Annotated in this window: 21 protein-coding genes and 1 pseudogene; 11 read left to right on the top strand and 11 right to left on the bottom strand. The window is 61.1% G+C overall.

What is annotated here, in order from left to right; genetic code table 11:
• Positions 1-10: 10 nt before the first annotated feature.
• Positions 11-277, top strand: a pseudogene (locus tag AB7E19_RS02935) (metal-dependent hydrolase); the annotation flags it as partial.
• A 496-nt stretch (positions 278-773) separates the two neighbouring features.
• Here the strand turns inward: AB7E19_RS02935 and AB7E19_RS02940 are convergent.
• The 8 genes from AB7E19_RS02940 to AB7E19_RS02975 all read right to left on the bottom strand — a co-directional run bounded on the left by AB7E19_RS02940 (position 774) and on the right by AB7E19_RS02975 (position 11230).
• On the bottom strand, positions 774-2381 hold the full coding sequence (locus AB7E19_RS02940) for an AAA family ATPase (protein ID WP_427934600.1): 1608 nt from the start codon (positions 2379-2381) through the stop codon (positions 774-776).
• A 167-nt stretch (positions 2382-2548) separates the two neighbouring features.
• Positions 2549-3130 (bottom strand): hypothetical protein, encoded by a 582-nt coding sequence (locus tag AB7E19_RS02945; RefSeq protein ID WP_319892767.1) that lies wholly within the window; start codon positions 3128-3130, stop codon positions 2549-2551.
• A gap of 1071 nt (positions 3131-4201) precedes the next feature.
• Positions 4202-5008 (bottom strand): tryptophan synthase subunit alpha, encoded by an 807-nt coding sequence (gene trpA / locus AB7E19_RS02950; protein WP_113725446.1) that lies wholly within the window; start codon positions 5006-5008, stop codon positions 4202-4204.
• On the bottom strand, positions 5005-6198 hold the full coding sequence (gene trpB, locus AB7E19_RS02955; RefSeq protein WP_257713699.1) for a tryptophan synthase subunit beta: 1194 nt from the start codon (positions 6196-6198) through the stop codon (positions 5005-5007). Before trpB ends, trpA begins: the two co-directional genes overlap by 4 nt.
• 188 nt (positions 6199-6386) lie before the next feature.
• Positions 6387-7892 (bottom strand): bifunctional indole-3-glycerol-phosphate synthase TrpC/phosphoribosylanthranilate isomerase TrpF, encoded by a 1506-nt coding sequence (gene trpCF / locus AB7E19_RS02960; protein WP_427934602.1) that lies wholly within the window; start codon positions 7890-7892, stop codon positions 6387-6389.
• Entirely contained in the window at positions 7892-8905 is a 1014-nt protein-coding gene (gene trpD, locus AB7E19_RS02965; RefSeq protein ID WP_010673697.1) for an anthranilate phosphoribosyltransferase, read from the bottom strand. Before trpD ends, trpCF begins: the two co-directional genes overlap by 1 nt.
• 10 nt (positions 8906-8915) lie before the next feature.
• A complete protein-coding gene (locus AB7E19_RS02970; RefSeq protein ID WP_039039194.1) occupies positions 8916-9515 on the bottom strand; it encodes an aminodeoxychorismate/anthranilate synthase component II in 600 nt (199 codons plus the stop codon).
• Between the two features lie 80 nt (positions 9516-9595).
• A complete protein-coding gene (locus tag AB7E19_RS02975; RefSeq protein WP_427934603.1) occupies positions 9596-11230 on the bottom strand; it encodes an anthranilate synthase component 1 in 1635 nt (544 codons plus the stop codon).
• 424 nt (positions 11231-11654) lie between these two features.
• Between AB7E19_RS02975 and rnm the strand changes: the two genes are divergently transcribed.
• The 7 genes from rnm (at position 11655) to tesB (ending at position 17436) form a co-directional block, all read left to right on the top strand.
• A complete protein-coding gene (gene rnm / locus AB7E19_RS02980; RefSeq protein WP_039039192.1) occupies positions 11655-12536 on the top strand; it encodes an RNase RNM in 882 nt (293 codons plus the stop codon).
• 125 nt (positions 12537-12661) lie between these two features.
• Positions 12662-13282, top strand: a complete 621-nt coding sequence (locus AB7E19_RS02985; RefSeq protein ID WP_010673702.1) for an L-threonylcarbamoyladenylate synthase — start codon at positions 12662-12664, stop codon at positions 13280-13282.
• A complete protein-coding gene (locus AB7E19_RS02990; protein WP_010673703.1) occupies positions 13275-14156 on the top strand; it encodes a segregation and condensation protein A in 882 nt (293 codons plus the stop codon). Before AB7E19_RS02985 ends, AB7E19_RS02990 begins: the two co-directional genes overlap by 8 nt.
• A gap of 41 nt (positions 14157-14197) precedes the next feature.
• Positions 14198-14890, top strand: a complete 693-nt coding sequence (scpB, locus tag AB7E19_RS02995) for an SMC-Scp complex subunit ScpB (RefSeq protein ID WP_102948670.1) — start codon at positions 14198-14200, stop codon at positions 14888-14890.
• The gene (gene rluB, locus AB7E19_RS03000; RefSeq protein ID WP_039039190.1) at positions 14883-15806 is read left to right on the top strand and encodes a 23S rRNA pseudouridine(2605) synthase RluB; all 924 of its coding nucleotides are present in this window, start codon (positions 14883-14885) and stop codon (positions 15804-15806) included. Before scpB ends, rluB begins: the two co-directional genes overlap by 8 nt.
• A 213-nt stretch (positions 15807-16019) precedes the next feature.
• A complete protein-coding gene (locus tag AB7E19_RS03005; protein ID WP_322131157.1) occupies positions 16020-16391 on the top strand; it encodes an endonuclease domain-containing protein in 372 nt (123 codons plus the stop codon).
• 181 nt (positions 16392-16572) lie between these two features.
• A complete protein-coding gene (gene tesB, locus AB7E19_RS03010; protein WP_041213207.1) occupies positions 16573-17436 on the top strand; it encodes an acyl-CoA thioesterase II in 864 nt (287 codons plus the stop codon).
• A gap of 63 nt (positions 17437-17499) precedes the next feature.
• On the opposite strand, the gene AB7E19_RS03015 is transcribed toward tesB, so the two are convergent.
• The 3 genes from AB7E19_RS03015 to AB7E19_RS03025 all read right to left on the bottom strand — a co-directional run bounded on the left by AB7E19_RS03015 (position 17500) and on the right by AB7E19_RS03025 (position 20133).
• Positions 17500-18675 carry a dicarboxylate/amino acid:cation symporter gene (locus AB7E19_RS03015; RefSeq protein ID WP_427934604.1) on the bottom strand — a complete coding sequence of 392 codons (1176 nt, stop codon included), beginning with the start codon at positions 18673-18675 and terminating at the stop codon, positions 17500-17502.
• 168 nt (positions 18676-18843) lie between these two features.
• A complete protein-coding gene (locus AB7E19_RS03020) occupies positions 18844-19407 on the bottom strand; it encodes a class I SAM-dependent methyltransferase (RefSeq protein WP_223954481.1) in 564 nt (187 codons plus the stop codon).
• A gap of 90 nt (positions 19408-19497) precedes the next feature.
• The gene (locus AB7E19_RS03025; protein WP_045524073.1) at positions 19498-20133 is read right to left on the bottom strand and encodes a TetR family transcriptional regulator; all 636 of its coding nucleotides are present in this window, start codon (positions 20131-20133) and stop codon (positions 19498-19500) included.
• 154 nt (positions 20134-20287) lie between these two features.
• On the opposite strand from AB7E19_RS03025, the gene AB7E19_RS03030 reads away from it, so the two are divergent.
• The 3 genes from AB7E19_RS03030 to AB7E19_RS03040 are packed head-to-tail and all read left to right on the top strand — an operon-like array spanning position 20288 to position 26044.
• Complete coding sequence (locus AB7E19_RS03030; RefSeq protein ID WP_010673710.1) at positions 20288-21469, top strand: efflux RND transporter periplasmic adaptor subunit; 1182 nt, start codon at positions 20288-20290, stop codon at positions 21467-21469.
• A gap of 17 nt (positions 21470-21486) precedes the next feature.
• Positions 21487-24636: an efflux RND transporter permease subunit gene (locus AB7E19_RS03035; RefSeq protein ID WP_010673711.1), complete on the top strand. Its 3150-nt coding sequence runs from the start codon at positions 21487-21489 to the stop codon at positions 24634-24636.
• The gene (locus AB7E19_RS03040; RefSeq protein ID WP_427934605.1) at positions 24629-26044 is read left to right on the top strand and encodes an efflux transporter outer membrane subunit; all 1416 of its coding nucleotides are present in this window, start codon (positions 24629-24631) and stop codon (positions 26042-26044) included. The genes AB7E19_RS03035 and AB7E19_RS03040 overlap by 8 nt, the downstream gene beginning before the upstream one ends.
• Positions 26045-26141 lie beyond the last annotated feature (97 nt).

A 26141-nucleotide genomic window follows, 5' to 3' on the forward strand; every position in this document is an offset into this window, starting at 1 on the left:
ATTCCACCGTCTGGTCTCTTTGTTCTCCCACAGCCTGCTCGATTCCCTCACCACTGGCGGCAAGGGGGTTGGCTGGCTCTGGCCGTGGTTTGACGAGCGCTTCTTCGCCCCCTGGCAGCTGATCCGGGTTGCCCCCTTCAAGCTGGAGGCCTATCTCACCGCCCGAGGTGAGGCGGTGATCCTCTCCGAGCTCTACTGGGTCTGGCTGCCGGGGATTGTATTGATGCTGGTATTGATGGGATGGCGGGTGTGGGGAAGGGGTCCTAGGGGTTGCTGAGACTGGCGGCCAAGTGATGAAGATAGTCATAGCTATGCCACTGGGCGGCACAGAGAGCTAGCAGGGCTGAAGCCCCAAAGGCACCTAGATCCCAGTGCCGGAGCAATACCCGCAATGCATGCATTATGCAGAGACCCAAGCTCACCAGATAAATGAGGGTTAACATTCCTTCAATCAAATCCGATATGCCGTAGGGTTCATTTGGATTGTGATAAAGCAGGTCATAACCAAAGGCGCGAAATTCGAGTCGGATCAGAAACAGGAAGGTGCAGATGATGGCCAATCGTTTTGTTTTTCGATTTATATTTGTCATTCCGCCAGGGTCAGATGGAGAAATTACTGGGACACCCATATTTTTGTGGCTTGGCTATGCAACGTCTTACTCAGAAAGGTGGGTGTCCTGATTTTTGTTTTGTTAGTAAACGTGTGCTATGGCTGAGAGATAGCCAATTCGGCACACGTTATGAATTCAACTGGAAGTGGTTTTTAGGTGATATTATCTTGCATCTAAGTTCGGCAATTGTTGTCTTATTGCCATTTTGACTGCATTGTTACCTTGCTGACTCAGTATCCTTGACAACCACTGTTCAAAGTTACTTAACTTGCAACCTTTTAAATTAGTTGCAGCTAATGCCAGTAAGCCCTTATTGTCAAAATGCTTCAATAAGGTATACAAATCTTTATTTTCAATGGCGTTATCTATTTCTTTTTTCTTGAAGTCAGAAATAGCCGAAATATTTAATTCTGATAGCTTCGAATCTAGAATTGACGACAGCTCCTCAACTGAGGATGCGCTACTTAAATCAACTTTTTTTAGGTTTCTGTCTATACGTCGCCTGCTGTACCTTAAAACCACATCATTTATTTGCTCTGATTTGATATTATTAAATATTGCTTCGCTATACATGTTGTATTTACATTCAAGATCCGATCCAGAGTAGCCTTCAAATTTTAAGATTGCTTGACTCACGGGAGGCAGTAAAAAAATATTTTCAATTTCTGATACCGGTATTGATTTGATACCAAGCCCATCTAGGTACTCAATATCCTCGCGACTGTAGTCATCAGCATCAACAATACCAGAGCATAAAATTCGAGTCAGTTCTGAGTTTTGTCTCATAGTCACAACAGAATGAATCACTTGCTCGCAAGAACCGCGAGGAATAACAGTCCATTCAGGGTAGCAACTGCGATATGTCATTATATCAAGACTATTAGAGCTACCTTCAATAAATAGAATTGGCTTACGACTTCCCATTATCAGTGTTACTAATTGCTCATCAAAACCAGTATCTTTAGGAACGCTATTTATGACCCAATAAGGTTGAGGGTTGTATGAAGTAATAACATACTTATCCGCCACTCGACTTGATGCAAATTCTAGATCATGAGTTATAAATAAGAATGCACAATCTGGACGCAATGCTTCCAATTTATCCCAAAGTTTAGACATGATCGATTTATGGATGTGAAGCTCAGGCTCATCAAAAATCAACAATGAGCCTTCATCAGCAACAAGTACCTGTCCTAAAATATAGAATGTTGCACGTTCACCATCACTCATATCTCTAGCTGAATACAAGCTGTCAGTTCCTCGTATAGAGGCTTGAATATTATCACCACTTATGTGCAACTCTCTGTGGGGTAATAACTCTTGCCAAGTTTCAGATAATATCTCAAATTTTGTAGCAATAGCTTCGCTGTAGTCGCCAGATCTAACTTTTTTATGAGTATCTAAAGATCTATTTGTTTGTTCTGCGAACAGTGCCTGCAGCAAGTAATCAAAATCATTAAGCAGTGAAACTGGGGCATTATCTCCCCAACGCGAACCTTTTCGATGTATCATTTGAGCCCAATCACCATCACTGCCAATCTTTAAAGCTTTAAGGGCTTGACGTTCACTAACTTTAGTGACGCTCGGATTGAGAGATAACGCTCTATGTGCTGCAATTCGATGTGCTTTATCACCCATTGATTCTTCAATGTAAGCAGCTAGTCGTGTTTTTCCAGCTCCATTTGCCCCTACAATCATTACAGACGAGCCTGCGTCAACTGTTATAGTTTTGATACTATCTAAAATAGGTATTTCAATATTAAATGACATTTTACCTCTCTGTTTAATCTGATGATTTCTCTGTCACATAACGCATATTAAGGTGTGAGCAACTCAATTTCTAAGCTTCAGCAGGCTACCTTAAACACAAAAATGCAAGGAATAATGGAAATGCCAGACGTTGCGAATCATTCTTAAAAAGTTTATTTTTATTGGTTTTAGAACAGATATGTTCGAGCGTGTTTATAGGCAGCCTGAACCTGACCAAACATCATTGGCTCTTTCATATGATCCGTTTCAGTTCCCCAACCACCAATATAGTATGCAGATCTCATAGTATCTGTATAGTCCACAGCATATAGCCAGTAGATACCCTCATCTCTACGGTCCTGATAAAACATATAGCGGTTTTCTCTGACTGATAGAATATGCTCAATGTCATCTGACAAATCCCAGTGGTTTAGTGGTATCACATTTCCATTTTGTTCTGATGGACCACCAGTAGCTAACCAAACATTAATATGCTCATCAGCCAGATCCTGAGAAAGCTGACGAGCTTTTACACATTCCTCAGTTACTATCGCGTCTGAATTTGGCTTCACCTCAAAAAATGCATTGAACTCAGGAAGAAAAAAGTCTGGTAGGTATTTTTGACCATTTGACAGTTCTACATATTCTTTCTCGTACTCAAATTTCACTCCGATGCCATCAAAAAAAACAGCCCAGCGAGCTTCTGTTCGTGAACGGTATTCAATACCATTATATGTTGTTTTAATTGCTTCAACTCGTTCTACTGCCATAGAGTTATATCTCCTAACTGAAATAATTTAACCAAAAAGTTATTAGATGGGAGGTGGTACTAATCCGATAGCAGAGCTTTCCATATAACTCAGCTTTGTCCTGATAGCTACCAAGAAAAATTCAATTTAAATCACAATATTACTGACCAGCCTCTGACATCTTCATCTATTCACGGCTTTTTTTTTGCTCAGGCTTTTCCAAAGTGTCAAAACACAGGAAAGGTGTTGACTATGGCAACTGTGGGCAAAGCTACCGCCCCTGAGTTCCAGCCCCCAGTCCGCTGTTATTAACCCGCGAGATAGCAACAATCGCTTTCATGGTGTGCCCGAGAGGTTGATTGTCATTCGGGTATCTTAAGGGGGAGAGTGGCGCGTTGAGAAGCGTGTCTTGGCAGGAATCTGTGTTGGATCAATAAATTAGTCATTAAGGCGTGCGCTAAGTGAGCAACTTGCTTGGCTGGAAATGCACCACCCCCTCACTCCAGCCCTCTCCCAAGGGGAGAGGGAGTGTATCTGCTGTTAGACGGGGCTGTGGGTTGGCACGGTATTGATCCCCCTCTTATTCGCTGAGGCGAGCCCTCTTGTCCAGGCCGCGAGGCAGGATGCCGAGCGAGCGGCGCTGGGCCATGGGCAAAATCGGGAAAGGGCGAGCACAGCTCGACCCGATTTGGCGCGAGAACATGGATGTTCGAAGCGGGCTTTGGGCGAAGCCATGGATGGCGGAGGCCAAAGGCCCATCGGCGCGTGCCGTTGGACAAGAGGATGAGCCGAAGGTACCCGACGTCAGTCGGGCGAATAAGCGGGGGAGAAGACCTTTGGTGACTTTGGGTCTTTCCAAAGTCACTCGCCCCAGCCGCGAAGCTGCGGGCGAAACCCCGTCGAGGGCGGCGCCCTCGTGTCCTGCGTGGCGGAGCCGCGCCATAGCATCAGCATCAATTCCGCGAACGTCTGATTACGCTTCGCTAATCAGACCTACAGAGGAGTAAACCGCTGACGCCGGATAACAAAAGGGAGCCTATCAGGCTCCCTTTTCTGTAGACACGGCCAATGGCATTTGACCAATGCCGTCCCCTATCGATTGGTCGCGGCTTTCATCCCTTCCACAAACTCTTTCAGACGAGTGAGCATATGCTCCGGGTTCTGGTGGTGGGTCTCGATGATCTTCACCACGGCCGAACCCGAGATGGCACCGGCGGCGCCAGCGGCGATGGCTTCACGTACTTGGGCCGGTTCGCTGATGCCAAAGCCGAGCAGGGCGGGTGGGGCGTTGAACTCGCGCAGGGTGTTGATGAGGCCCTCCACCGGCATGCCGGCCTTGGTCTCGGCACCGGTCACGCCGGCGCGGCTCACCAGATAGGTGTAACCGGAGCCCAGCTCGGCAACAGCCTTGAGCGTCTCGGCATCGCCGTTGGGCGGGGCGATAAAGATGCTGTCGATGCCGAACTTGTCGGCGGCCGCCTTGTAGGGCTCGCACATCTGCACCGGCACGTCCGCCACCAGCACGGAGTCCACCCCTGCCTGCTGGCACTTCTCGTAGAAGCCGTCGATGTGGCGCACATAGACCAGGTTCGCGTAGACCAGGAGGCCAATGGGCAGCTGTGGGTACTTGGCGCGGATGCGGGCGAGCAGGCCGAAGCAGTCGTCCGGGGTGGTGTGGCTGGCAAAGGCACGCAGGGCGGCACCCTGAATGGTGGGGCCGTCTGCCACCGGATCGGAGAAGGGAATGCCGAGTTCGAGGGCGTCGGCGCCCCCTTCGACCAGGGCATCGACGATGGCCAGGGACAATTCGGGGGTGGGGTCACCCAGCATCACGAAGGGCACGAAGGCGCCCTGATTGGCCTTGTCCAGACGGGAAAAGAGTTGTGCGTAACGGTTCATGACAAGGTTCCTTCTTTTTCAAAGATGTCGGCAACGGTGAAGATGTCTTTGTCGCCACGGCCGGAGAGGTTGACGATGAGCACCTGCTCTTTTTCCGGTTCACTGCGGGCCATCTTGAGGGCGTGGGCCAGGGCGTGGGAGGACTCCAGCGCTGGTATGATGCCTTCGGATTTGGCCAGCTCCTGGAAGGCGTCCAGCGCCTCCTTGTCGGTCACCGAGGGGTACTCGGCGCGGCCGATGGCGGCCAGGTGGGCGTGCTGCGGGCCGACGGAGGGGAAGTCCAGCCCTGCCGAGACGGAGTAGGACTCCTGGATCTGGCCCTGGTTGTCCTGCATCAGGAAGGAGTGCATGCCAAAGAAGACCCCCTTGCTGCCGTGACCCAGCGGCGCACCGTGCTCGCCACTCTCGATGCCGTGACCACCCGGCTCGACGCCGATAAGACGCACGGAAGGCTCATCGATAAAGTCCGCAAACATGCCGATGGCATTGGAGCCGCCGCCAACGCAGGCGATCACCGCATCCGGCAGGCGCTCTTCTTTTTCGAAGCACTGGGCTTTGGCCTCTTCCCCGATCATCTTCTGGAACTCCCGCACGATAGTGGGGAAGGGGTGGGGGCCGGCGGCGGTGCCGAGCAGGTAGTGGGCGGTTTCATAGTTGGCAGCCCAGTCGCGCAGTGCCTCATTGCAGGCATCTTTGAGGGTGCTGGAGCCGGAGTGCACCGGGATCACGGTGGCACCCATCAGCTTCATGCGAAACACGTTGGGCTTCTGGCGCTCGCAATCCTTGGCCCCCATGTAGACCCGGCACTTGAGGCCGAGCAGGGCGCAGGCCAGCGCAGTGGCCACACCGTGCTGACCGGCGCCGGTCTCGGCGATGATCTCGTGCTTGCCCATGCGCTTGGCGAGCAGGGCCTGACCCAGCACCTGGTTGGTCTTGTGGGCGCCGCCGTGCAGCAGGTCTTCACGCTTGAGGTAGAGGCGGGTCTTGGTGCCCTGGGTCAAATTGCGGGTGAGGGTGAGCGGCGTCGGGCGACCGGCGTACTCGGTCAGGAGCGCCTGAAACTCGGCGACGAAGGCCGGATCATCCTTGGCATCGACGAAGGCCTTCTCCAGCTGGAGCAGGGCGGGGATGAGGATCTGGGGCACATACATACCGCCAAATTCACCAAAAAACGGGTTGAGCAGGGTCATGGTTATCTTCCTTTACATTCTGCAATTGAGATCAGGTATGAGCCTTGGCGGGCTGAGGCGTATGGCTGGGGCACATACATGTCATCGACGAAATTCACCAAAAAACGGATTGAGCAGGGTCATACATTATTCCTTGTGCTTATGGGCAAACGCAGTTCATTAATTCGTTGAATGAGTCACGGGGGCGCTCACAGTTGGCGCAGGGCGCCAAAGGCGGCCGTCAGCTTGTGGGCATCCTTCCTGCCCGGGGCACTCTCCACCCCGGAGTTGAAATCAAGGCCGAGACAGCCCACCCGGGCGGCCTCGAGGGCGTTGTCGGGGTTGAGCCCCCCTGCCAGCATCAGTTTGCTCTTGTCGAGCCCGGCCAGAAGAGTCCAGTCGAACGCCTGACCGGTGCCGCCGCTCTGGCTGCCGACTTTCGTATCCAGCAGCAGGCGATCCGCCGGGTAGTCTAGGGCGGGCAGGGACTCGCCACTTGTGACTCCAACCGCTTTCCAGATCTGGCAGCCTGCCGGCAGCAGCGCGCGCAGTGCCTCGACATAGGCGGCATCTTCATCCCCGTGCAGTTGCACGGCGGCGAGCCCCAGCGCATCCACCGTCTTGGCGATGGTGGCGGGCTGGGCATTGCGAAACACCCCGACGTAAGAGAGCGGCGCACCCGCCATCACGGCGCGGGCGGCGGGAATGTCCACGTAGCGCGGGCTTTTCGCCACAAAGATAAGGCCGCCGAACACGGCGCCCGCCTGATGGGCGGCGGCGGCGTCCTCGGGACGAGTCAGGCCGCACACCTTGTTCTGGCCGAGCACGAGCTTGCGCACCGCGGCCTCCAGATCCGGCTCCGCCATGAGGGAAGATCCCACCAGGAAGCCCTTGGCGTGGTGGCGCAAGGCCGCCACCTGGGCGCGGTGGTTGATGCCGGATTCGCTGATCACCACCCGATCCCCCGGGATCCTGGCCGCCAGCTGCCGGGTGCGGGCAAGATCGACGCTCAAATCCCGCAGATCCCGGTTGTTGATGCCAATCACCGGGGCGCCGAGGTCGATGGCGCGGGTCAGCTCCTCCTCGTTGCTCACCTCGGTGAGCACCCCGAGGCCCAACTCTTTCGCCACGTTGAACAGGGCGCGATACCCCTCGTCGGTGAGCACGGAGAGCATCAGGAGGATGGCGTCCGCCTGATAGTGGCGGGCCAGATAGACCTGATAGGGGTCAATCATGAAGTCCTTGCAGAGCACCGGCTGCTGGACGCGGCCGCGTACCCGGGGCAGGAAGGCGAAATCCCCCTGGAAGAACTTCTCGTCCGTCAGCACCGAGATGGCGGTGGCGTAGTGGCCATAGATGTCGGCGATGGCCTCCGGGCTGAAGTCGTTGCGGATCAAGCCCTTGGAGGGGGAGGCCTTCTTGCACTCCAGAATGAAGCGGGTGGAGCCTTTGCGCAGATCCCCCTCGAAATCCCGATCGCTTGGGGTCAGCGCGTCCTGGAAGCTCGCCAGGGGCTGGCTCTCCTTGTGGGCGGCGACCCACTCCTGCTTGGCCGCCACGATCTTGCCGAGAATGGTCTGGCTGATGGAGGCCATGTTCAGAAAGGCGTGGGGAGCAATGACATCTGACATCTCGTTATCCTTGCGAAGCTGGCTGTTGCCCGTCGGGCGTTCTGGGTGAGTGCCCCTGGGGCACGCGGTGGTGGTGGCTGACATCATGCCTCCTGATGGCTCAGGGTGGCGAGATCCCGGGCGAGGAGGGCGGCCTGGCCGCTTGCCAGCACCGCCAGCACCCGGGCGGCGGCCTGCCTAAAGTCCGGGGCCTCGCCCGCCATCACCAGGAGCGGCGCCACGTTGGCGGCGATGGCGGCGTTGTGGGCCGGGCTGCCGCGCCCTTCCAGGATGGCGGCGGTGATGGCGCGGTTCTCCTCGGGCTCACCGCCCTGGATGGCGCTGACCGGGTAGGTGTCGAGGCCAAAGTCCGCCGGGGTGAGCAAGTACTCGCGAATTTCGCCGTCGCGGATCTCCGCCACCTGGGTCGGGCCGTGGATGGCAATCTCGTCGAGACCGGCGCCGTGCACCACCATACCGGTTTTCAGGCCGAGTGCCAGCAGGGTTTCGGCGATGGGGCGCACCAGCTCGGGGGCATAGACCCCCATCAGCTGGAAGCTGGGGCGAGCGGGGTTGATGAGCGGCCCCAGCACGTTGAACAGGGTGCGGGTCTTGAGGGCCTGGCGCACCGGCATGGCGTGGCGTACCCCGGCGTGGTACTGGGGGGCGAACAGGAAGCAGACCCCGAGCTCGTCCAGGCAGCGGCGGGCCTGGGCCGGGCTCATGTCGAGCTTGATGCCCATTTTATCGAGCAGATCGCTCGACCCCGACTTGCTCGAGACCGAGCGGTTGCCGTGCTTGGCCACTTTCAGGCCGCAGGCGGCGGCCACCAGGGCCGAGGTGGTGGAGACGTTGATGGTGTTGAGGCCGTCCCCTCCGGTGCCGACGATGTCGCAGAAGGCATAGTCCGGGCGCGGGAAGTCGCGGGCTTCGGCCAAGAGCGCCTCGGCGGCGCCGGCGATCTCCTCCGGGGTCTCCCCCTTGATCTTGAGGGCGGTCAAAAGGCTCGCGAGCACGATGGGATCCACTTCACCACGAACCACCTGGCCGAAGGCATCGCGGGCGGCGTCGCGGGTGAGAGACTGACCCTGATAGAGGGTATTGAGATGTTGATGCATGGTCTCTTCCTTACCGCACGTGGCTTTCTGGACGGGTGACATGGGCGAGGGCCTGGGTGAGCAGGCGGGCCCCTTCGCTGGTCATGATGGATTCCGGGTGGAACTGGAAGCCCAGCACCCGCTCGTCACGCTGCTCGATGGCCATGGGCATGCCCTGATAGTGGGCAATCACCTGCAACTCTTGTGGCACATAGGTGGCCACCAGGGAGTGGTAGCGGGCCACCGGCAAGGGGCTCGGCAGCCCCGCGAAGGCGCCATGGCCGTTGTGCTCGATGAGGGAGCGCTTGCCGTGGACGATTTCCCCCGCCGCCCCGACGGTGCCGCCGTAGGCTTCGCACAGGGCCTGATGACCGAGGCAGATGCCGAGGATGGGCACCCGGCCCCGGGCCAGCTTGATGAGGTCGATGAGGCAGCCCGCCTCATGGGGAGCGCCCGGCCCCGGGGAGAGCACCAGCACGGCGTCCCCTTCGCAGGCGTCGATCTCCTGCATGATGCGGCTCGCAGGCAGGCTGTTGCGGTAGATGCGCACCGGGTAGCCCAGGGTGCGGAACTGGTCGACGAGGTTGTAGGTAAACGAGTCGAAGTTGTCGAGCAGGAAGATGTTAGTCATGGGACTGCTCCTTCGAAGTGCGGAACTGGTCGGCCAAAGCGTTGTAAGTGAACGAGTCGAAGTTGTCGAGCAGGAAGATGTTAGTCATGGCTCACGTCCTTGTGTTGTTCCTGCTGGGCGCTGAGGGCCTGCAGGGAGGTGCCATGGCTGGCAGCGATGGCGGCCAGCACGGCCGCCGCCTTGGCGCGGGTCTCGTCCGCCTCGGCCTGGGGTTTGGAGTCATAGACCACCCCGGCGCCGGCCTGGACATGGGCGACCCCCTCTTTCACGAAGGCGGAGCGGATGACGATGCAGGTGTCCATTTCCCCTGCGCCGTTCAGGTAACCCACGGCGCCGCCGTAGCTGCCGCGACGCTTGCCTTCCACCATGCGGATGAGCTCGCTGGCGCGCAGCTTGGGGGCTCCGGTCAGGGTGCCCATGTTCATGCAGGCCTGGTAGGCGTGCAGGGCGTCAAGGTCGTCGCGAAGGGTGCCCACCACCCGGGAGACCAGGTGCATGACGTGGCTGTAGCGATCCACTTTGAGCAGATCCTTGACGTAGCGGGTACCGGGGGCGGAGATGCGGGCGATGTCGTTGCGGCCCAGATCCACCAGCATCAGGTGCTCGGCCACCTCTTTCTCGTCCTGGCGCAGCTCCAGCTCGATGCGGCCGTCCAGATCCAGGTTGATGCTGCCGTCCGGGTTGAGCCCACGGCGGCGGGTGCCGGCGATGGGGTACATCTCCACCTGGCGGCTGTTGGCGCAGAACTTGACCGCGCTCTCGGGGGAGGCGCCAAACAGGGTGAAGCCCTCGTCCTGCACGTAGAACATGTAGGGGCTGGGGTTGGTCTGCTTGAGGCGGCGATAGGCGGCGACGGGATCCGGGCAGGGGAGGGAGAAGCTGCGGGACGGCACCACCTGGAAGATGTCACCACGGCGGATGAAGCCCTTGAGCTTCTCGACCTCGGCGCAGAACTGCTTGTCCCCCTTGTCGACGGCCAGGGCGCCGGTCAGCGGCGCCGTGCCCTGCGGCGCAGGCAGCGGCTGCTGACAGGCCTGTTTGAAGGACTCGAGGCGAGCGGTCAGGCGGGCGTAGCGCGCGTCCAGCTGCTCATCCTCTTCGCCGCCGAACAGGCAGGCCACCAACTGGGTGCTCTGCTTGATGTGATCGATGGTGATCAGGGTTTCGGCCACATAGAAGCAGTAGTCAGGGCAGTCGTTGCTCCCCTCTGGCACCTCGGGCAAGTCTTCAAAGGAGGCGATGAGGTCGTAGGCGAAGCTGCCCGCCATGAAGAGGGCTTCTTTGCCCTGCTGGCATTGCAGCTCCCGCTGCAGGGTACGCAGCACGTCCAGCACGCTGCTGCCCTTGAGGCGGCTGTCTTCGTCAAGTTCCCGATCGGACGCCGGGAAGTCGAGGTGCAGCTCGTCCGCCACCCGGGTCTGGGTGATGACGGCGGGCAGGCGCTGCTCCAGCAGGCGCAGCAGAGCTGCGCCGTTGTCGCCGAGGGGGCGCACCTGCACGGCGCGGCCGCGGCACTCGATGCGCAGGCAGGCGTCCACCAGCAGCAGGCTCTGGGTGCCGGCCTTGGAGTCGATCTCCACCGATTCGAGCAGCAGGTTGTTGGGTCTGTCCTGGCAGAGTCGGGTATAGAGTGCCAGGGGGTCTGTCACATAGGGGGCATTGAGCCGGATGGTATCGAATTCGCCCAGGGGCAAACGGGTCTTGTTGCCTGTCATAATGCCTTCCCTTGCATGTGTTGTGTGTCACCGATGGTCATGGCGCTGTCTCTCTTGAAAATGGGTCGGGTTCGGGTCACGTCAGCGAGTTCGCCATCGCCATGTCAGTGTGCTTCTCTGAATTGTCGGTTTCATCACAGGTCCATTTGCCGGATAATAAAAAAGCCCGCTGGGGTCAGCGGGCTTTTTCTTTGGGTTCTTAACTTGCTGTCAGATTACAGGTACAGCAACGACCACACGCCCGCATGTCAGGGAGTGTGCCACCACCAGATGGTCAGGATGGAAGTCGCTTGCATGAGATTGAGTCCTGTAAAAAGATGTTTGCAATGAAGTGCCTACAGAAAACGATAAAGCCGCGGCCAAGTCAAGTCGCTTTTTTGCCGGCCTTTTCCAGGCAGGTCCCAAACAAGAGCGAAACACGCCGATGAGATTCGATCTGCATTGCCACACCACCGCCTCGGACGGGGTGCTGAGCCCCGCCGACCTGGTGCGCCGCGCCGCCGAAAAAGGGGTGGAGGTGTTAGCGGTCACTGACCACGATACCCTCGACGGGCTTGAGGAGGTGCGCCAGACCATCTCGGCCGACCAGTTGCCACTGCGCCTGGTGAGCGGGGTGGAGATCTCCACCGGGTGGGAGCATCACGAGATCCACATCGTGGCCCTCGGGGTGGACGAGAAAAATCCCCAGTTGCTCGCCTTTCTGGCAGGGCAGCGGGCTCGCCGGGAGGCGCGCGCCGAGGAAATCGGGCGTCGTCTGGAGAAGTGCCTCATCCCGGGGACCTATGAAGAGGCCAAGCAGCTTGCCGGTGACGCCGCCGTGACCCGGGCCCACTTTGCCCGGGTGCTGGTGGCGCGCGGGGTGGCCGACAATATGCAGAAGGTGTTCAAGAAGTACCTGAGCCGGGGCAACAAGGGCTATGTGCCCGCCGAGTGGCCCGGGATGGGGGAGGCCATTGAGGCCATCCACGCCGCAGGCGGGCTGGCGGTGCTGGCCCACCCGAGCCGCTACAATCTCACCGCCAAGTGGATCAAGCGGCTGCTGGTGGCCTTCAAGGCCGTCGGGGGGGATGCCATGGAGGTCTCCCTGCCCCAGCAGAGCCCCCAGGAGCGGGCGAATCTCGGCCAGTGGGCCAGGGAGCACGATCTCTATATTTCGGTGGGGTCCGATTTTCACTTCCCCTCCAACTGGACCGAGCTTGGCCGCCACCTCTGGCTCCCCAAGGAGGGGATGCCGCTGTGGCTGGGTCACCCCGGTCATTTCGGGCTCACCCCCGAGGAGCATGCGGGCCTGCTGGCCAGCCGCTGACCCCCCGGGCCGGCATCTTTGATGCAGGCGAGTCTGCGTCAAACAGGTTAAGGTAGTGTCATGGGCCAAGGGGCCCTTGACCATGAAGCGGGCAACGAGCGTGCCCCCTATCGCGAGAAGAGCATATGAGTCAGCATTTTTACGTACATCCCGACAATCCCCAGGTTCGCCTCATCAGCCAGGCGGTGCAGATCCTGCAAAACGGCGGCGTCATCGTCTATCCCACCGACTCCGGCTACGCCCTGGGCTGCCAGATGGGCAACAAGGATGCCCTGGAGCGCATCTGCCGCATCCGTCGCATCGAGCCGAACCACGACTTCACCCTGGTGTGCCGTGATCTCTCGGAGATCTCCACCTATGCCAAGGTGGACAACACCGCCTTCCGGCTGGTCAAGAACAACACCCCCGGACCCTACACCTTCATCTTCAAGGCCACCAAGGAGGTGCCGCGTCGCCTCATGAACGAGAAGAAGAAGACCATCGGCATCCGGGTCCCGGCCAACAACATCGCACTGGCCTTGCTCGAGGCCCTCGGTGAGCCGCTGCTCTCCACCACTCTGATCCTGCCGGGCTCCGAGATGGCGGAGTTCGACCCCGAGGAGATTGCCGACAAGCTCGGCAAGCAGCTGGATCTGGTGGTCAACGGCGGGTATCTGGGCGAGCAGCCCACCACTGTGGTGGATTTCTCCGACGACGAGCCCGTGCTGCGTCGCCGCGGTGCCGGGGATCCGACGCCGTTTGAGTGATCTTGCCGACCCCGTGCCCGCGCTGACAACCCCCGCGGGCACGACGGGGGAGGCTTCCCTTCCCCCGCCCATCGCCACCGTGCTGGGGCAGCCCTACCATGAGCTGCCCCAGGACTTGTTCATCCCCCCCGATGCGCTGGAGGTGTTTCTCGACACCTTCGAGGGGCCGCTGGATCTCTTGCTCTACCTCATCCGGCGCCAGCAGCTCGACATCCTCAACCTGCCCATCCTGCAGATCACCGCCCAGTACATGGAGTACGTGGATCTGATGCAGGGGCTCAACCTCGAGCTGGCGGCGGAATACCTGCTGATGGCGGCCTGGCTCGCGGAGATAAAGTCCCGCCTGCTGCTGCCCAAGGCCCCGGAGCTGGAAGACGAGGAGGAGGGAGAAGACCCTCGCGTCACCCTCATTCGTCGCCTGCAGGAGTACGAGCGCTACAAGCTGGGGGCGGAGCGGGTCAATGCCCTGCCGAGGGTGGAGCGGGAGATCTTCGTCGCCGCCGCCATGGCGCCGGATTTTGGTGCCTTGAAGCCATTGGCGCCCGATGTTTCTCTGGTTGAACTCGCCCTTTACATGCAAAGTGTGGTAAAACGCGCGACTCATTTTGAACATCACCAGATCCGCCGCGAGCAGATCCCGACCCGGGTACGGATGGCGGAGATCCTCGCCATGCTCTCCCTGGGCCAGACCCTGCGCCTGGAGCAGGTGCTGCGAGCCGAGGAGGGGCGCATGGGGGTGCTGGTGACCTTCCTGGCCCTGCTGGAGCTGTGCAAGGAACAATTGATCTGGATCTTGCAGGCGGAGCCCCTGGGCCCCATCCATTTTGCCCTGGCCAGTCAGGGGAAGGGGGAGGAGCATGAGCATCTACACTGAGCGAGGTGCGGCGCCAGGGGCGTGGACCCGGGAGGTCCACCGTGGCGCTGCCTGCTGAACGATTGAAGACCCTGATCGAGGCGGCGATCTTCGTGGCGGGGCGTCCCCTCACGGTGAGCGAAATCAAGGGCAGCGTGCTCTCGGACTACCCGGTCACCGGCCGCTATGTCCAGCTGCTGCTGGCAGAGCTCAGACAGGATTACAGCGAGAGGGGGGTCGAGCTCAAAGAAGTGGCCTCCGGCTGGCGTTTCCAGGCCCGCCAGGAGTATGCCGAGGAGCTGTCGCGCCTGTGGAGCGAGCGGGCTCCCCGTTATTCCCGCGCCGTGATGGAGACGCTGACGCTGATTGCCTATCGTCAGCCCATCACCCGGGCGGAGATAGAAGCCATCCGCGGGGTGGCGGTGTCGAGCCAGATCGTCAACACCCTCAAGGAGCGTGGCTGGGTGCGCAGCATCGGCCACAAGGAGGTGGCGGGTCGCCCCGAGCTGCTCGCCACCACCCGTGAATTTCTGGACTATTTCAACCTGCAGAGTCTGGAGCAGCTCCCCGAGCTGGATCCCGAGCTGCAGGCCCCCTTGTCGCTCATGCCGGGCGAGGGCGGTGACGGTCAGCCTCTGGCAGGCCGTGCTGAGCATGAACATGGTGGGGAGGCCAACGGGGCCTTCTCACAAGAGCCAAGGTTGTCCGCGATGTCGGCGGGCAGCGATCAACAATCAGGTAAACCCGATGAGTGAAAAACTGCAAAAAGTATTGGCCCGCGCGGGTCAAGGCTCCCGTCGTGAGATGGAGGCCCTGATCACCGCAGGTCGGGTCAGCGTGGATGGCAAGGTCGCCACGCTGGGGGATCGCGTCGAAGTGAACGCCGTGATCCGGGTGGATGGCCACCAGGTCAAGACCCGCGCCGCAGAGGAAGTGATCTGCCGCGTGCTGGCCTACCACAAGCCCGAAGGGGAGATGTGCACCCGCCACGATCCGGAAGGACGTCCCACCGTGTTTGATCGTCTGCCCAAGATGGATGGCGCCCGCTGGATAGCGGTCGGCCGCCTCGACGTCAACACCTCAGGCCTCTTGCTGTTCACCACCGACGGCGAGCTGGCGAACCGGCTGATGCACCCGAGCCACGAAGTGGAGCGGGAATACGCGGTGCGGGTCTTTGGCGAGATCACCGAAGCCATGCTGCAGCGCCTGCGCAAGGGCGTGCAGCTGGAAGACGGCATGGCCAAGTTCAACAAGATCAAGCCGGCCGGCGGTGAAGGGCTGAACCAGTGGTTCAACGTCACCCTGACCGAGGGCCGCAACCGGGAAGTGCGCCGCCTGTGGGAGTCCCAGGAAGTACAGGTGAGCCGCCTGATGCGTATCCGCTACGGCGACGTCAAGCTGGATCGCGGCATCCCCCGCGGCGGCTGGCAGGAGCTGAAACTGCCCGAGGTGAACTACCTGCGCGGCCTGGTCAACCTGCCGAACGAGACCGAATCCAAGGTCGATCTGCAGCAGGATGGCAAGAGCACCCGTCACAAGCAGGCCGCCCAGATCCGTCGCGCCGTGAAGCGCCACAAGGAGATGCAGGGCAAGGAGCCGCGCGCCCGTGCCACCACCGCCCGTCGCAAGCCGACCTCCTCCACCCGCAATTCCGGCACCGGCAGCAAGTAAGCCGCCACCACGGGCCGCTCGCCCCGGACACGCCACAAGCCCGCACCCCAAGGTGCGGGCTTTTTTGTTTTCTGTTCCTGCCGGGCTCCTTGAGACTGAATCGCACAGGGGAGAGAAAGGGCCAGACAAGCTCCTCCCCCTTTTGAAGGGGGAGGCTGGGAGGGGGTGAGTAGTTGTTATGCTGACAGGGGTCATAGTCGGAGGAATACTGTCATGAACGAGAAGCCAGTTCGTGTTTTCAACCGCGAGGCCACGCTGGATAAACGGCGTGAACAGCGAAACAATCCAACAGAGCCTGAACGGCGATTGTGGCAGGCGCTTCGGGCTGGGCAACTCGGAGTCAAGTTTCGCCGTCAGCAAGGTATAGGCCCATACATTGCGGATTTTTACTGCCCCGAGCGGTTGTTGGTCATTGAGGTTGATGGCGACAGCCATTTCGACATGCGGGGTTTGCGTCATGACAAGCGACGGGATGCCTACATGGCGGCCCTGTCGCTGACGGTACTGAGATTTAGCAACAGGGAGGTGATGGAGAATCTACCTGGGGTGGTTGTCTCTATTCGGGCATGGCTTGATCGCGTCTGACCCCACCCCAGCCCTCCCCTTGCCAGGGGAGGGGGCCAGAGTGCCCTCTGTACGGGCTGGAAAGCGTCATACACTTCCCTTTTTTGAAGGGGAGGTGGTTGCAGACGGGGATGTGCATCAGGATGGTTGCCCTGTCGGGACGGGCTTGTTAGCCTTTCGCGCACAAAGACAGGAGAAACCAATGAGCAAGGTACTGGATGAGCTGCTGGCGTTGCTGGCGCTCGAAAAGATCGAGGAGGGCCTGTTTCGGGGCCAGAGCCAGGATCTCGGGTTGCGATCCGTGTTTGGCGGACAGGTGATGGGGCAGGCCTTGTCAGCCGCCAAGCAGACGGTGGCAAGCGACCGCCAGGTCCATAGTTTCCACTCCTACTTCCTGCGCCCCGGGGATGCCAACAAGCCCATCGTCTACGACGTGGAGAACATCCGCGACGGCCAGACCGTCTCCACCCGCCGGGTCAAGGCCATCCAGAATGGCAAGCCCATCTTCTACCTCAACGCCTCCTTCCAGGTGGAAGCCGAGGGCTTCGAGCACCAGGCGAAGATGCCGGGCGGCATCACGCCTCCCGAGCAGCTCAAGAGCGAGCTGGAGCTGGTGCGTCCCTACGAGCAGCTGATCCCGGCGGCCCTGCGGGACAAGATCCTGTGCGAGAAGCCCATCGAAATTCGCCCCGTGACCCTGGTGGACCCCATTCGCCCGGATGTCCACGAGCCCCTTCGCTACACCTGGTTCAAGGCCAATGGCCCGGTGCCGGACGATCAGCGGGTCCACAACTACCTGCTGGCCTATGCCTCCGACTTCCACTTCCTGTTCGCCGCCCTGCAGCCCCACGGGGTCTCCTACTGGGAGCCGGACATGCAGGTGGCCACCATCGATCACTCCATGTGGTTCCACCGGGAGTTCCGGCTGGACGACTGGCTGCTCTACGTGGTGGACAGCCCGAGCGCCAGCGGCGGTCGGGGTCTGGTGCGCGGCCAGTTCTTCACCCGCGACGGCGTGCTGGTGGCGAGCACCATGCAAGAAGGGGTGATCCGCCGCCGGGGCTGACAAGCCGCGTGCAGCCAACGAAAAACGGGAGCCGATGGCTCCCGTTTTTTATTGCCTGCGCTATCAGGCTGCGTTCTGCTCGGTGCTGAGTGCTGGCTCGCCCCGGGCGAAGCGGTCGGCCCACAGGGCGATGACGCCGTCACCGGTGACGTTGCAGGCGGTGCCGAAGCTGTCCTGGGCCAGGTAGAGGGCGATCATCAGGGCGATGGAGGCCTCACCGAAGCCGAGCATGGAAGTGAGCAGGCCGAGCGCGGACATGACACCGCCACCCGGTGCGCCCGGCGCGGCAATCATGATGACGCCCAGCATCATGATGAAGGGCACCATGGTACCGTAGCCCGGAATGGCCAGGTGCTCGGAGAGGAACATCACCGCCGTGGCGCAGGTTACCAGGGTGATGGTGGAGCCGCACAGGTGGATGGTGGCGCACAGGGGCACGGTGAAGTTGGCGATGCCGTCGCTCACGCCGTTGCGCTTGCTGGCTTGCAGGGCCACCGGAATGGTGGCGGCGCTGGACATGGTGCCAAGGGCGGTGAAGTAGGCGGGCAGCATGTTCTTGATGAGCATGACGGGGGAGCGCCCCTGGGCGAGGCCGGTGCCAACGAACAGGACGCAGAGCCAGATCCAGTGCATGACGATGGCCATCACCAGCACCACTCCGAAGGTCTTGAGGGTGGCGAAGACGGTGCCTTCCACCGTCATCTCGACGAAGACGCCGGCGATGTAGAAGGGGAGCAGGGGAATGATCACGCGTGCCAGCAGGCGGTCGATGATGTCACGGCCCTGATCGGCGACCCGGCGCAGGTCGGTGGCCTGGGTGGCGCTGATGCCGATGCCGAACACGAAGGCGGCGGCCAGGGCCGACATCACCCCGAACAGGGGCGGGATCTCGAGGTCGATGTAGGAAGCGAGCTTGGTGGCTGCCTCGGCGGTGGGCTCGGCGGCCGTGGTCAGGTGCGGGATCAGGTGGCTCGCCACGGTGAAGGCGAACAGGCCCGCCAGTATGGTGGAGCAGTAGGAGAGCCCCACCGTCTTGCCCAGCAGCTTGCCGGAGTTCTTCGGCAGGCTGGCGATGCCGCTCATGATGAAGAAGAGGATGATGAGCGGGATGGTGAAGGTGATGAGCTGGCCTATCACCGTCTTGGCGGTGAACAGCACGCGGGCGACCCATTCGGGGGCATAGAGACCGAGCAGCAGGCCGGCGAGGATACCGGCAACCAGATTGAGAACGAGTTTCATGGGGGAATCCAGGTGTTGGTGTCTGATTTGTTATTTAATTTTGATTTTAATGCCGCTTTTTAACACAAACACCGCATCTTGTCTGCTTTATGGTGGTTAACCCAGGGTTAAATATTGTTAACGGGCTGAATGCCGTGAGGTGTCACTGTCCCCGGGGGCTTTCGCGGATCAGCGCCGCACCAGCAAGGCGTGCAGCCAGGGGCCGTTCACTTCATCTTCCCCCACCCAGCCATGGTGCAGGGTGAAGGGGAGGGGAGCGATCAGGCGTCGCAGTCCCGCCTCGTCGAGCCGGGTCTGCAGGGGATATTCCCCCGACCGTGGCAGCGGTTCGCCCTTCCCGTGGGGGAAGGAGGCGTAGAGGGGGCCCCCGGCCTTGAGCAGGGTGGCCAGATGACCGAGCGCCGGGGCTATCTCGTGCTCGGGCAGACAGGGGAGGGAGCCGCTGGCCCAGATGCCGTCATAGGGAACGACGCTTTGCATCTGCTCGACGCGGCAGACTCGCACCGGCTGACCGCACAGGCGCGAGGCGGCAGCGGCCTGCGCCCGGCTCGCATCGAAGGCGGTCACGGTGAGGCCTTGCTGGCGAAAGAGGCGCAGATCCTCTCCTGCCCCGCAACCGGCCTCCAGCAGATGACGGCCGTTGCCCAGCAGGGCCAGGAAGGGGGCATGGGCGCCTGCCACGAGGGCGGGGCGAGGGGCGGCGTCGTGCGCCGGCGCGGGGGCGTGTGGCAAGGGTGTCGGGCTCATCGTGGTGGGGGGCGTTACTCTAGCAGGTTTGCCCCCGGCTGTTGAGCATTGGCGGGGGCGGCGCGTCTTGCTGACTCAGGGGTGGCGGCGAAGGGTGGGGCTCGCGATGAGGGTGAACAGGGTATCGAGGAGGAAGTCCGACTCCTCAATCAGATCGATGCGATCCGGGAAGTGCAGCCAATTGATGATGTAGCCGTCCAGAGTGCAGTGGAGCAGGGTGGCGGCGCGGCGCAGATCCAGCCCCTCGGGCAGTTGGCCGCGGTGCACGGCATTGGCCAGGGTGATCTCCAGATCCCGGAAGAAATTCATGGATTGCAGGTGCATGTGCTCGCGCATGACGGCGGCCTCTCCCTCCATGGATTCCAGATTGAACATGATGGTGAACATCTGCTGGTGGGCGGGCTCGGTGCTGATCTTGAGCATCACCTCCTTGAGAAAGCTGCGCAGCTTGCCCAGGGGATCCGGCTCCGCCTCGTCGACACAGGCATCGAGCTGGTGGGAGAGGGGGGCACACAGCTCCTCCCACAGGGTGACGAACAGCTCTTCTTTATTCTTGAAGTGCCAGTAGATGGCGCCCCGGGTGAGGTCCGTCGCCTTGGCGATATCGGTCAGGCTGGTGCGTGCCAGCCCCTGTTGGCAGAAGAGATCCAGGGCCGTGCTCATGATGTTGCAGCGGGTTTGCTGCGCCTCTTCTTTGGTGCGTCTGGCCATTGACTCCGGTCCTGTTTAAAAGTGAAAAAAGTTTCTTACATACATTCATGAATGTATGTATATTGCCTCATCTTCGCCGTTTTACCAACAGGGGCCTTATAAACCCTGTGGTTTTGTCACTTCTTTTTGATTGAAACTGAGGTTCAGAGACTTGATGCATAAACATATTCTCGCACGTTCGGTCGGCCTTGCCTTGCTGGCAAGCGGCCTGCTGGCTGGCTGTGGTGACAAGGACGGGGCCCAGCAGGCCATGGGGGAGATGCCTCCCGCCGCCGTGGACGTGGTCACCCTGCATACGGCCCCCCTGCAACTGTTGTCCGAGCTCACCGGCCGCACCGCCCCCCTGCGGGTGGCCGAGGTGCGTCCCCAGGTGAACGGCATCATCCTCAAGCGCCTGTTCACCGAGGGGAGCGACGTCAAGGCCGGTCAACTGCTCTATCAGATTGATCCCGCCGTCTATCAGGCCGAAGTGGCTTCCGCCAAGGCCAACCTCGCCAAGGCCGAGGCCAACGAGCGCAGCGCCCGCCTCAAGGCCCAGCGCTACGCCGAGCTGGTGAAGGTGAAAGCCATCAGCAGCCAGGAGTATGACGACGCCGACGCGGCCTGGAAACAGCAGCTGGCCGAGATCGGGGCCGCCAAGGCCGCATTGCAGACCGCCAACATCAATCTGGCCTACACCCGCATCACGGCCCCCATCAGCGGCCGCATCGGCAAATCGGCGGTGACCGAGGGAGCCCTGGTCACCGCCCAGCAGGCGGACAGCCTCACCTCCATCTCCCAGCTCGATCCCATGTACGTGGACGTGCGCCAGTCCACCGCCGACCTGCTGCGCCTCAAGCGCCTGGTGGCCGAGGGCAAGCTGACCCAGGGGGAGAAGGACGGGGCCGGTGTCAGCTTCCAGCTGGAAGATGGCAGCCAGTATGGCGAGAAAGGGGCCCTCCAGTTCTCCGACGTGACCGTGGACGAGGCGACCGGCATGGTGACCCTGCGGGTGATCGTGCCCAACCCGGATCAACTGCTGCTGCCCGGCATGTTCATGCGTGCCACCTTGCAGGAGGGCGAGCGCCCGCAAGGCCTGCTGGTGCCCCAGACTGCCGTGACCCGTACCCCCAAGGGCGGTGCCACCGTCATGGTGGTGACGGCGGACAACAAGGTGGAACTGCGTGAAGTGCAGGTCGGCCGCATGTCCGGCGACAGCTGGGTGGTGGAGTCCGGTCTCAAGGCTGGCGAGAAGGTGATCGTCGCCGGTCTGCAGAAAGTCAAACCCGGGGTCGTGGTGGCGCCCACTGAACGTGCCGGCAACAGCGCACAACAGACCCCGGCAACCAAGCAGTAGGATGGAGTAGTCGCCTCATGGCACGTTTTTTCATAGATAGACCCATTTTCGCCTGGGTGATCGCCCTGGTGATCATGCTGGCCGGGGCCATGGCCATCATCGGCCTGCCGGTGGCCCAGTACCCGACCATCGCCCCGCCGGCGGTTGGCATCTCCGCCAGCTACCCGGGGGCCTCCGCCAAGACGGTGGAAGACTCGGTGACCCAGATCATCGAGCAGAACATGACCGGGCTGGATCACCTGCTCTACATGTCGGCGCAATCCGACTCGTCAGGGAACGTCAGCGTGACCCTCACCTTCAAGCCGGGCACGGATCCCGACATCGCCCAGGTGCAGGTGCAAAACAAGCTGCAACAGGCCATGTCGCTCCTGCCCCAAGAGGTGCAGCAACAGGGCGTGCGGGTCCAGAAGACCTCCAGCAGCTTCCTGATGGTGGCCGCCTTCATCTCCACCGATGGCGCCATGACCAACGATGACCTGGCGGACTATGTGGTAGCCAACATCAAGGAGCCCCTGAGCCGTCTGGACGGGGTCGGTGACATCACCTTGTTCGGCAGCCAGTACTCCATGCGCGTCTGGCTCGATCCCCACAAGCTCAACCGGGTGCAGATGACCCCGGCCGACATTCAGGCCGCCATCAAGGCCCAGAACGCCCAGGTTGCCTTCGGCAAGCTGGGGGGGACCCCTGCGGTGAGCGATCAGCAATTTACCGCCACCATCATGGGCCAGACCCGGCTCTCCACCGTGGAGGAGTTCAACAACATCCTGCTGCGGGTGAACCAGGACGGCTCCAAGGTCCAGCTCAAGGACGTGGCCCGGGTCGAGCTTGCCGGTGAAAACTACGACGCGACCGCGCTCTACAACGGCCAGGCCACCGCCGCCGTCGCCATCAAGCTGGCGACCGGTGCCAACGCCCTGGACACCGCCGAGCACGTGCGGACCAAGCTGGGTGAACTCTCCGAGTACTTCCCGGCCAACATGGAGATCGTCTATCCCTACGACACCACGCCGTTCGTGAAGATCTCCATCGAGGAGGTGGTGCAGACCCTGATCGAGGCGATCTTCCTGGTGTTCTGCGTCATGTATCTGTTCTTGCAGAACTTCCGGGCAACCCTGATTCCGACCATCGCGGTGCCCGTGGTCCTGCTCGGCACCTTCGGGGTGATGGCGGCCTTCGGCTTCTCCATCAACACCCTGACCATGTTCGGTCTGGTGCTCGCCATCGGCCTCTTGGTGGATGACGCCATCGTGGTGGTGGAGAACGTGGAGCGTCTGATGAGCGAGGAGGATCTCTCCCCCCTCGAGGCGACCCGCAAGTCCATGACCCAGATCACCGGCGCCCTGGTGGGCATCGCCCTGGTGCTGTCGGCGGTGTTCGTGCCCATGGCCTTCTTCGGTGGCTCTACCGGTGCCATCTATCGCCAGTTCTCCCTCACCATCGTCTCGGCCATGGTGCTCTCGGTGCTGGTGGCGCTGATCCTGACCCCGGCCCTGTGCGCCACCCTGCTCAAACCCATGAAGCACGGTGAATTCGGCGCCCAGCGCGGCTTCTTCGGCTGGTTCAACCGCTTCTTCGACACCAACGCCAACCGTTACCAGAACGGCGTGCGCAAGGTGATCAAGCAGGGCACCCGCTACGGCATCATCTATCTGGCCATGCTGGCGGTGCTGGCGGTGCTCTTCATGCGCATGCCCACCTCCTTCCTGCCGGAAGAGGATCAGGGGGTCATCATGTCCATGGTGCAGCTCCCGGTGGGGGCGACCAAGGAGCGGACCGAGGTGGTGCTCGGGGAGATGCGCGACTACTTCCTCGAGAATGAGAAAGAGAACGTGGACTCCGTGCTGACGGTGGCGGGCTTCAGCTTCGCCGGTAGCGGTCAGAACAGCGGCATGGCCTTCATCAAGCTCAAGGACTGGAGTGAGCGCAAGGGGGAAGAGCGCAGCGCCAATGCCATCATCGGCCGCGCCATGGGGTTCCTGTTCAGCATCAAGGAAGCCCAGGTCTTCGCCTTCAACCTGCCCCCCATTCCGGAACTCGGCACGGCCACCGGCTTCGACTTCTTCCTGCAGGACCGTGGCGGTCTGGGTCACGAGAAGCTGATGCAGGCGCGCAACCAGCTGCTCGGCATGGCGTCGCAGGATCCCAACCTGGTGCGGGTACGCCCGAACGGGATGGAAGACACGCCCCAGCTCGACATCAAGATCGATTACGAGAAGGCGCTGGCCCAGGGGCTCTCCATCACCGACATCAACAACACCCTGTCGGCGGCCTGGGGCTCCTCCTATGTGAACGACTTCGTCGACAGAGGCCGGGTCAAGAAGGTCTATCTGCAGGCGGATGCCCCTTTCCGGATGAACCCGGAAGATCTGAAGCTGTGGTACGTGCGCAACAGCGCGGGCCAGATGGTGCCCTTCTCCGCCTTTGCCAGCACGGAGTGGAGCTTCGGCTCGCCCCGTCTTGAGCGCTACAACGGTGTCTCCGCCATGGAGATCGTCGGTGAGGCGGCCCCTGGCAAGAGTACGGGTGACGCCATGGCGGCCATCGAGGAGATGGTGAAACAGTTGCCGGAAGGGATCGGCATCGAGTGGACCGGCCTCTCCTTCCAGGAACGTCAGGCAGGCTCCCAGGCGCCGGCCCTGTACGCCATCTCGCTCCTGGTGGTCTTCCTCTGTCTGGCGGCCCTCTACGAGAGCTGGAGCATTCCGTTCTCGGTCATGCTGGTGGTGCCGCTCGGGGTGCTGGGGGCCATTTTGGCCGCGACCCTGCGCGGGCTTGAGAATGACGTCTACTTCCAGGTGGGCCTGCTCACCACGATCGGGCTGTCGGCCAAGAACGCCATCCTCATCGTCGAGTTCGCCAAGGAGCTGCACGACAAGGGGATGAGGCTCGGGGATGCGGTGGTGGAGGCCTCGCGTCAGCGCCTGCGCCCCATCCTGATGACCTCGCTCGCCTTCATCCTGGGGGTACTGCCCCTGGTGATCAGCACCGGGGCGGGCGCCAGCAGCCGAAACGCCATCGGGACCGGCGTGATGGGGGGGATGATCAGTGCCACCGTGCTCGCCATCTTCTTCGTGCCGCTGTTCTTTGTGCTGGTGATGCGCTATTTCACCGAACGCAAGCATGCCGGGGAAGAGAGTGTCCACACCAAGGAGATCAACCATGACTAAGACCCTGATCGCCCTGGGCGTGACCCTGATGATGGGGGGCTGCTCCATGGCCCCCGACTACCAGCGCCCCGAGCTGCCCCAAGGCGCCTCCTGGCAAGCTGACCTGGCCGCCAAGGGGGAACTTGCCCCCTGGCGCCAGCAGTTCCAGGACCCGGCCCTGCAGACGCTGATCGGCACCGCCCTTGAGAGCAACCGGGATCTGCGCCTGGCAGCCCTCAACGTCGAGGCCTACGAGGCGAAATACCGCATCCAGCGGGCGGCCCAGTTGCCGACCCTGGCCGCCAGTGGCAGCGGCACCCGCCAGCAGGGATCCGACGATCTCAGTAGTACGGGGCAGGGCACCATCAGCAGCCAGTACGGCGCCAACATCGGCATCACCGCCTATGAGCTGGATCTGTTTGGCCGGATCCAGAGCCTGAAAGATCAGGCCCTTGAGACCTATCTGGCGCAAATCGAGACCCAGCGCAGCACCCAGATTGCGCTGGTGGCCTCGGTGGCCAATGCCTACTTCACCCTGCTGGCGGATCAGGAGTTGCTGGCCCTGAGCCAGGCGACCCTCGCCACCGAGCAGGAGAGCTATGCCCTGACCGAGCACAAATACCGCCTGGGCGCCGCCTCCGAGATGGAGCTGGCCCAGGGGCGCACGGCACTGGAAAACGCCAAGGTCAGCCAGGCGCAATACCAGCGTCTGGTGAAGCAGGACAGAAACGGTCTGGCCCTGCTGCTTGGCACCGATATTCCGGTGCTGGCGGCACAACCGGCTAGCCTGGCCGAGGTGAAACTGGCGCCGATCCCGGTGGGGGCTCCCTCCAGCCTGTTGCAGCAACGCCCGGACATCCTGGCGGCGGAGCACAACCTGAAGGCGGCCAACGCCAACATAGGGGCGGCCCGCGCTGCCTTCTTCCCGACCATCTCGCTCACCGCGACGGCGGGCACCGCCAGCAACCAGCTGAGCGGTCTGTTTGACGGCGGCACCGGCACCTGGACCTTCATGCCCCAGATCAATCTGCCCATCTTCGATGGCGGCAAGCGCGTTGCGGATCTGGACGTGGCCGAGGTGGGGACCAGGCAGGCGGTGGCGAGCTACGAGAAGAGCATCCAGACCGCCTTCAAGGAGGTCGCGGACACCCTCGGTGCCCAGGCTGACTACGCGCAGCAGCTGCAGGCGCAGCAGGCGCTGGTGGATGCCAACCAGACTTACTTCAGGCTGGCGGAGGTGCGTTACGAGCAAGGGGTGGACAGCTACCTGACCCGCCTCGATGCCCAGCGCTCCCTATTCAGCGCCAAGCAGGGGCTCATCAGCACCCGGCTCGCCCAGCTGAGTAACCAGGTCGCCCTCTACAAGGCCGTCGGTGGCGGCTGGCAGGCGCCGAAGGACGCAGAGCCGGCATCAGACAAACAGGGTTGACCCCTCGGGGTTGACGTAAAAAGCATCAGGGGCGAACCACTAGGTTCGCCCCGTTTTTTATCTGTCATGTCGAGAAGCCAAATCGAGGCAGGTGACA

The organism is Aeromonas sp. (assembly GCF_050252055.1).
Taxonomy (GTDB): Bacteria; Pseudomonadota; Gammaproteobacteria; order Enterobacterales; family Aeromonadaceae; genus Aeromonas; species Aeromonas caviae.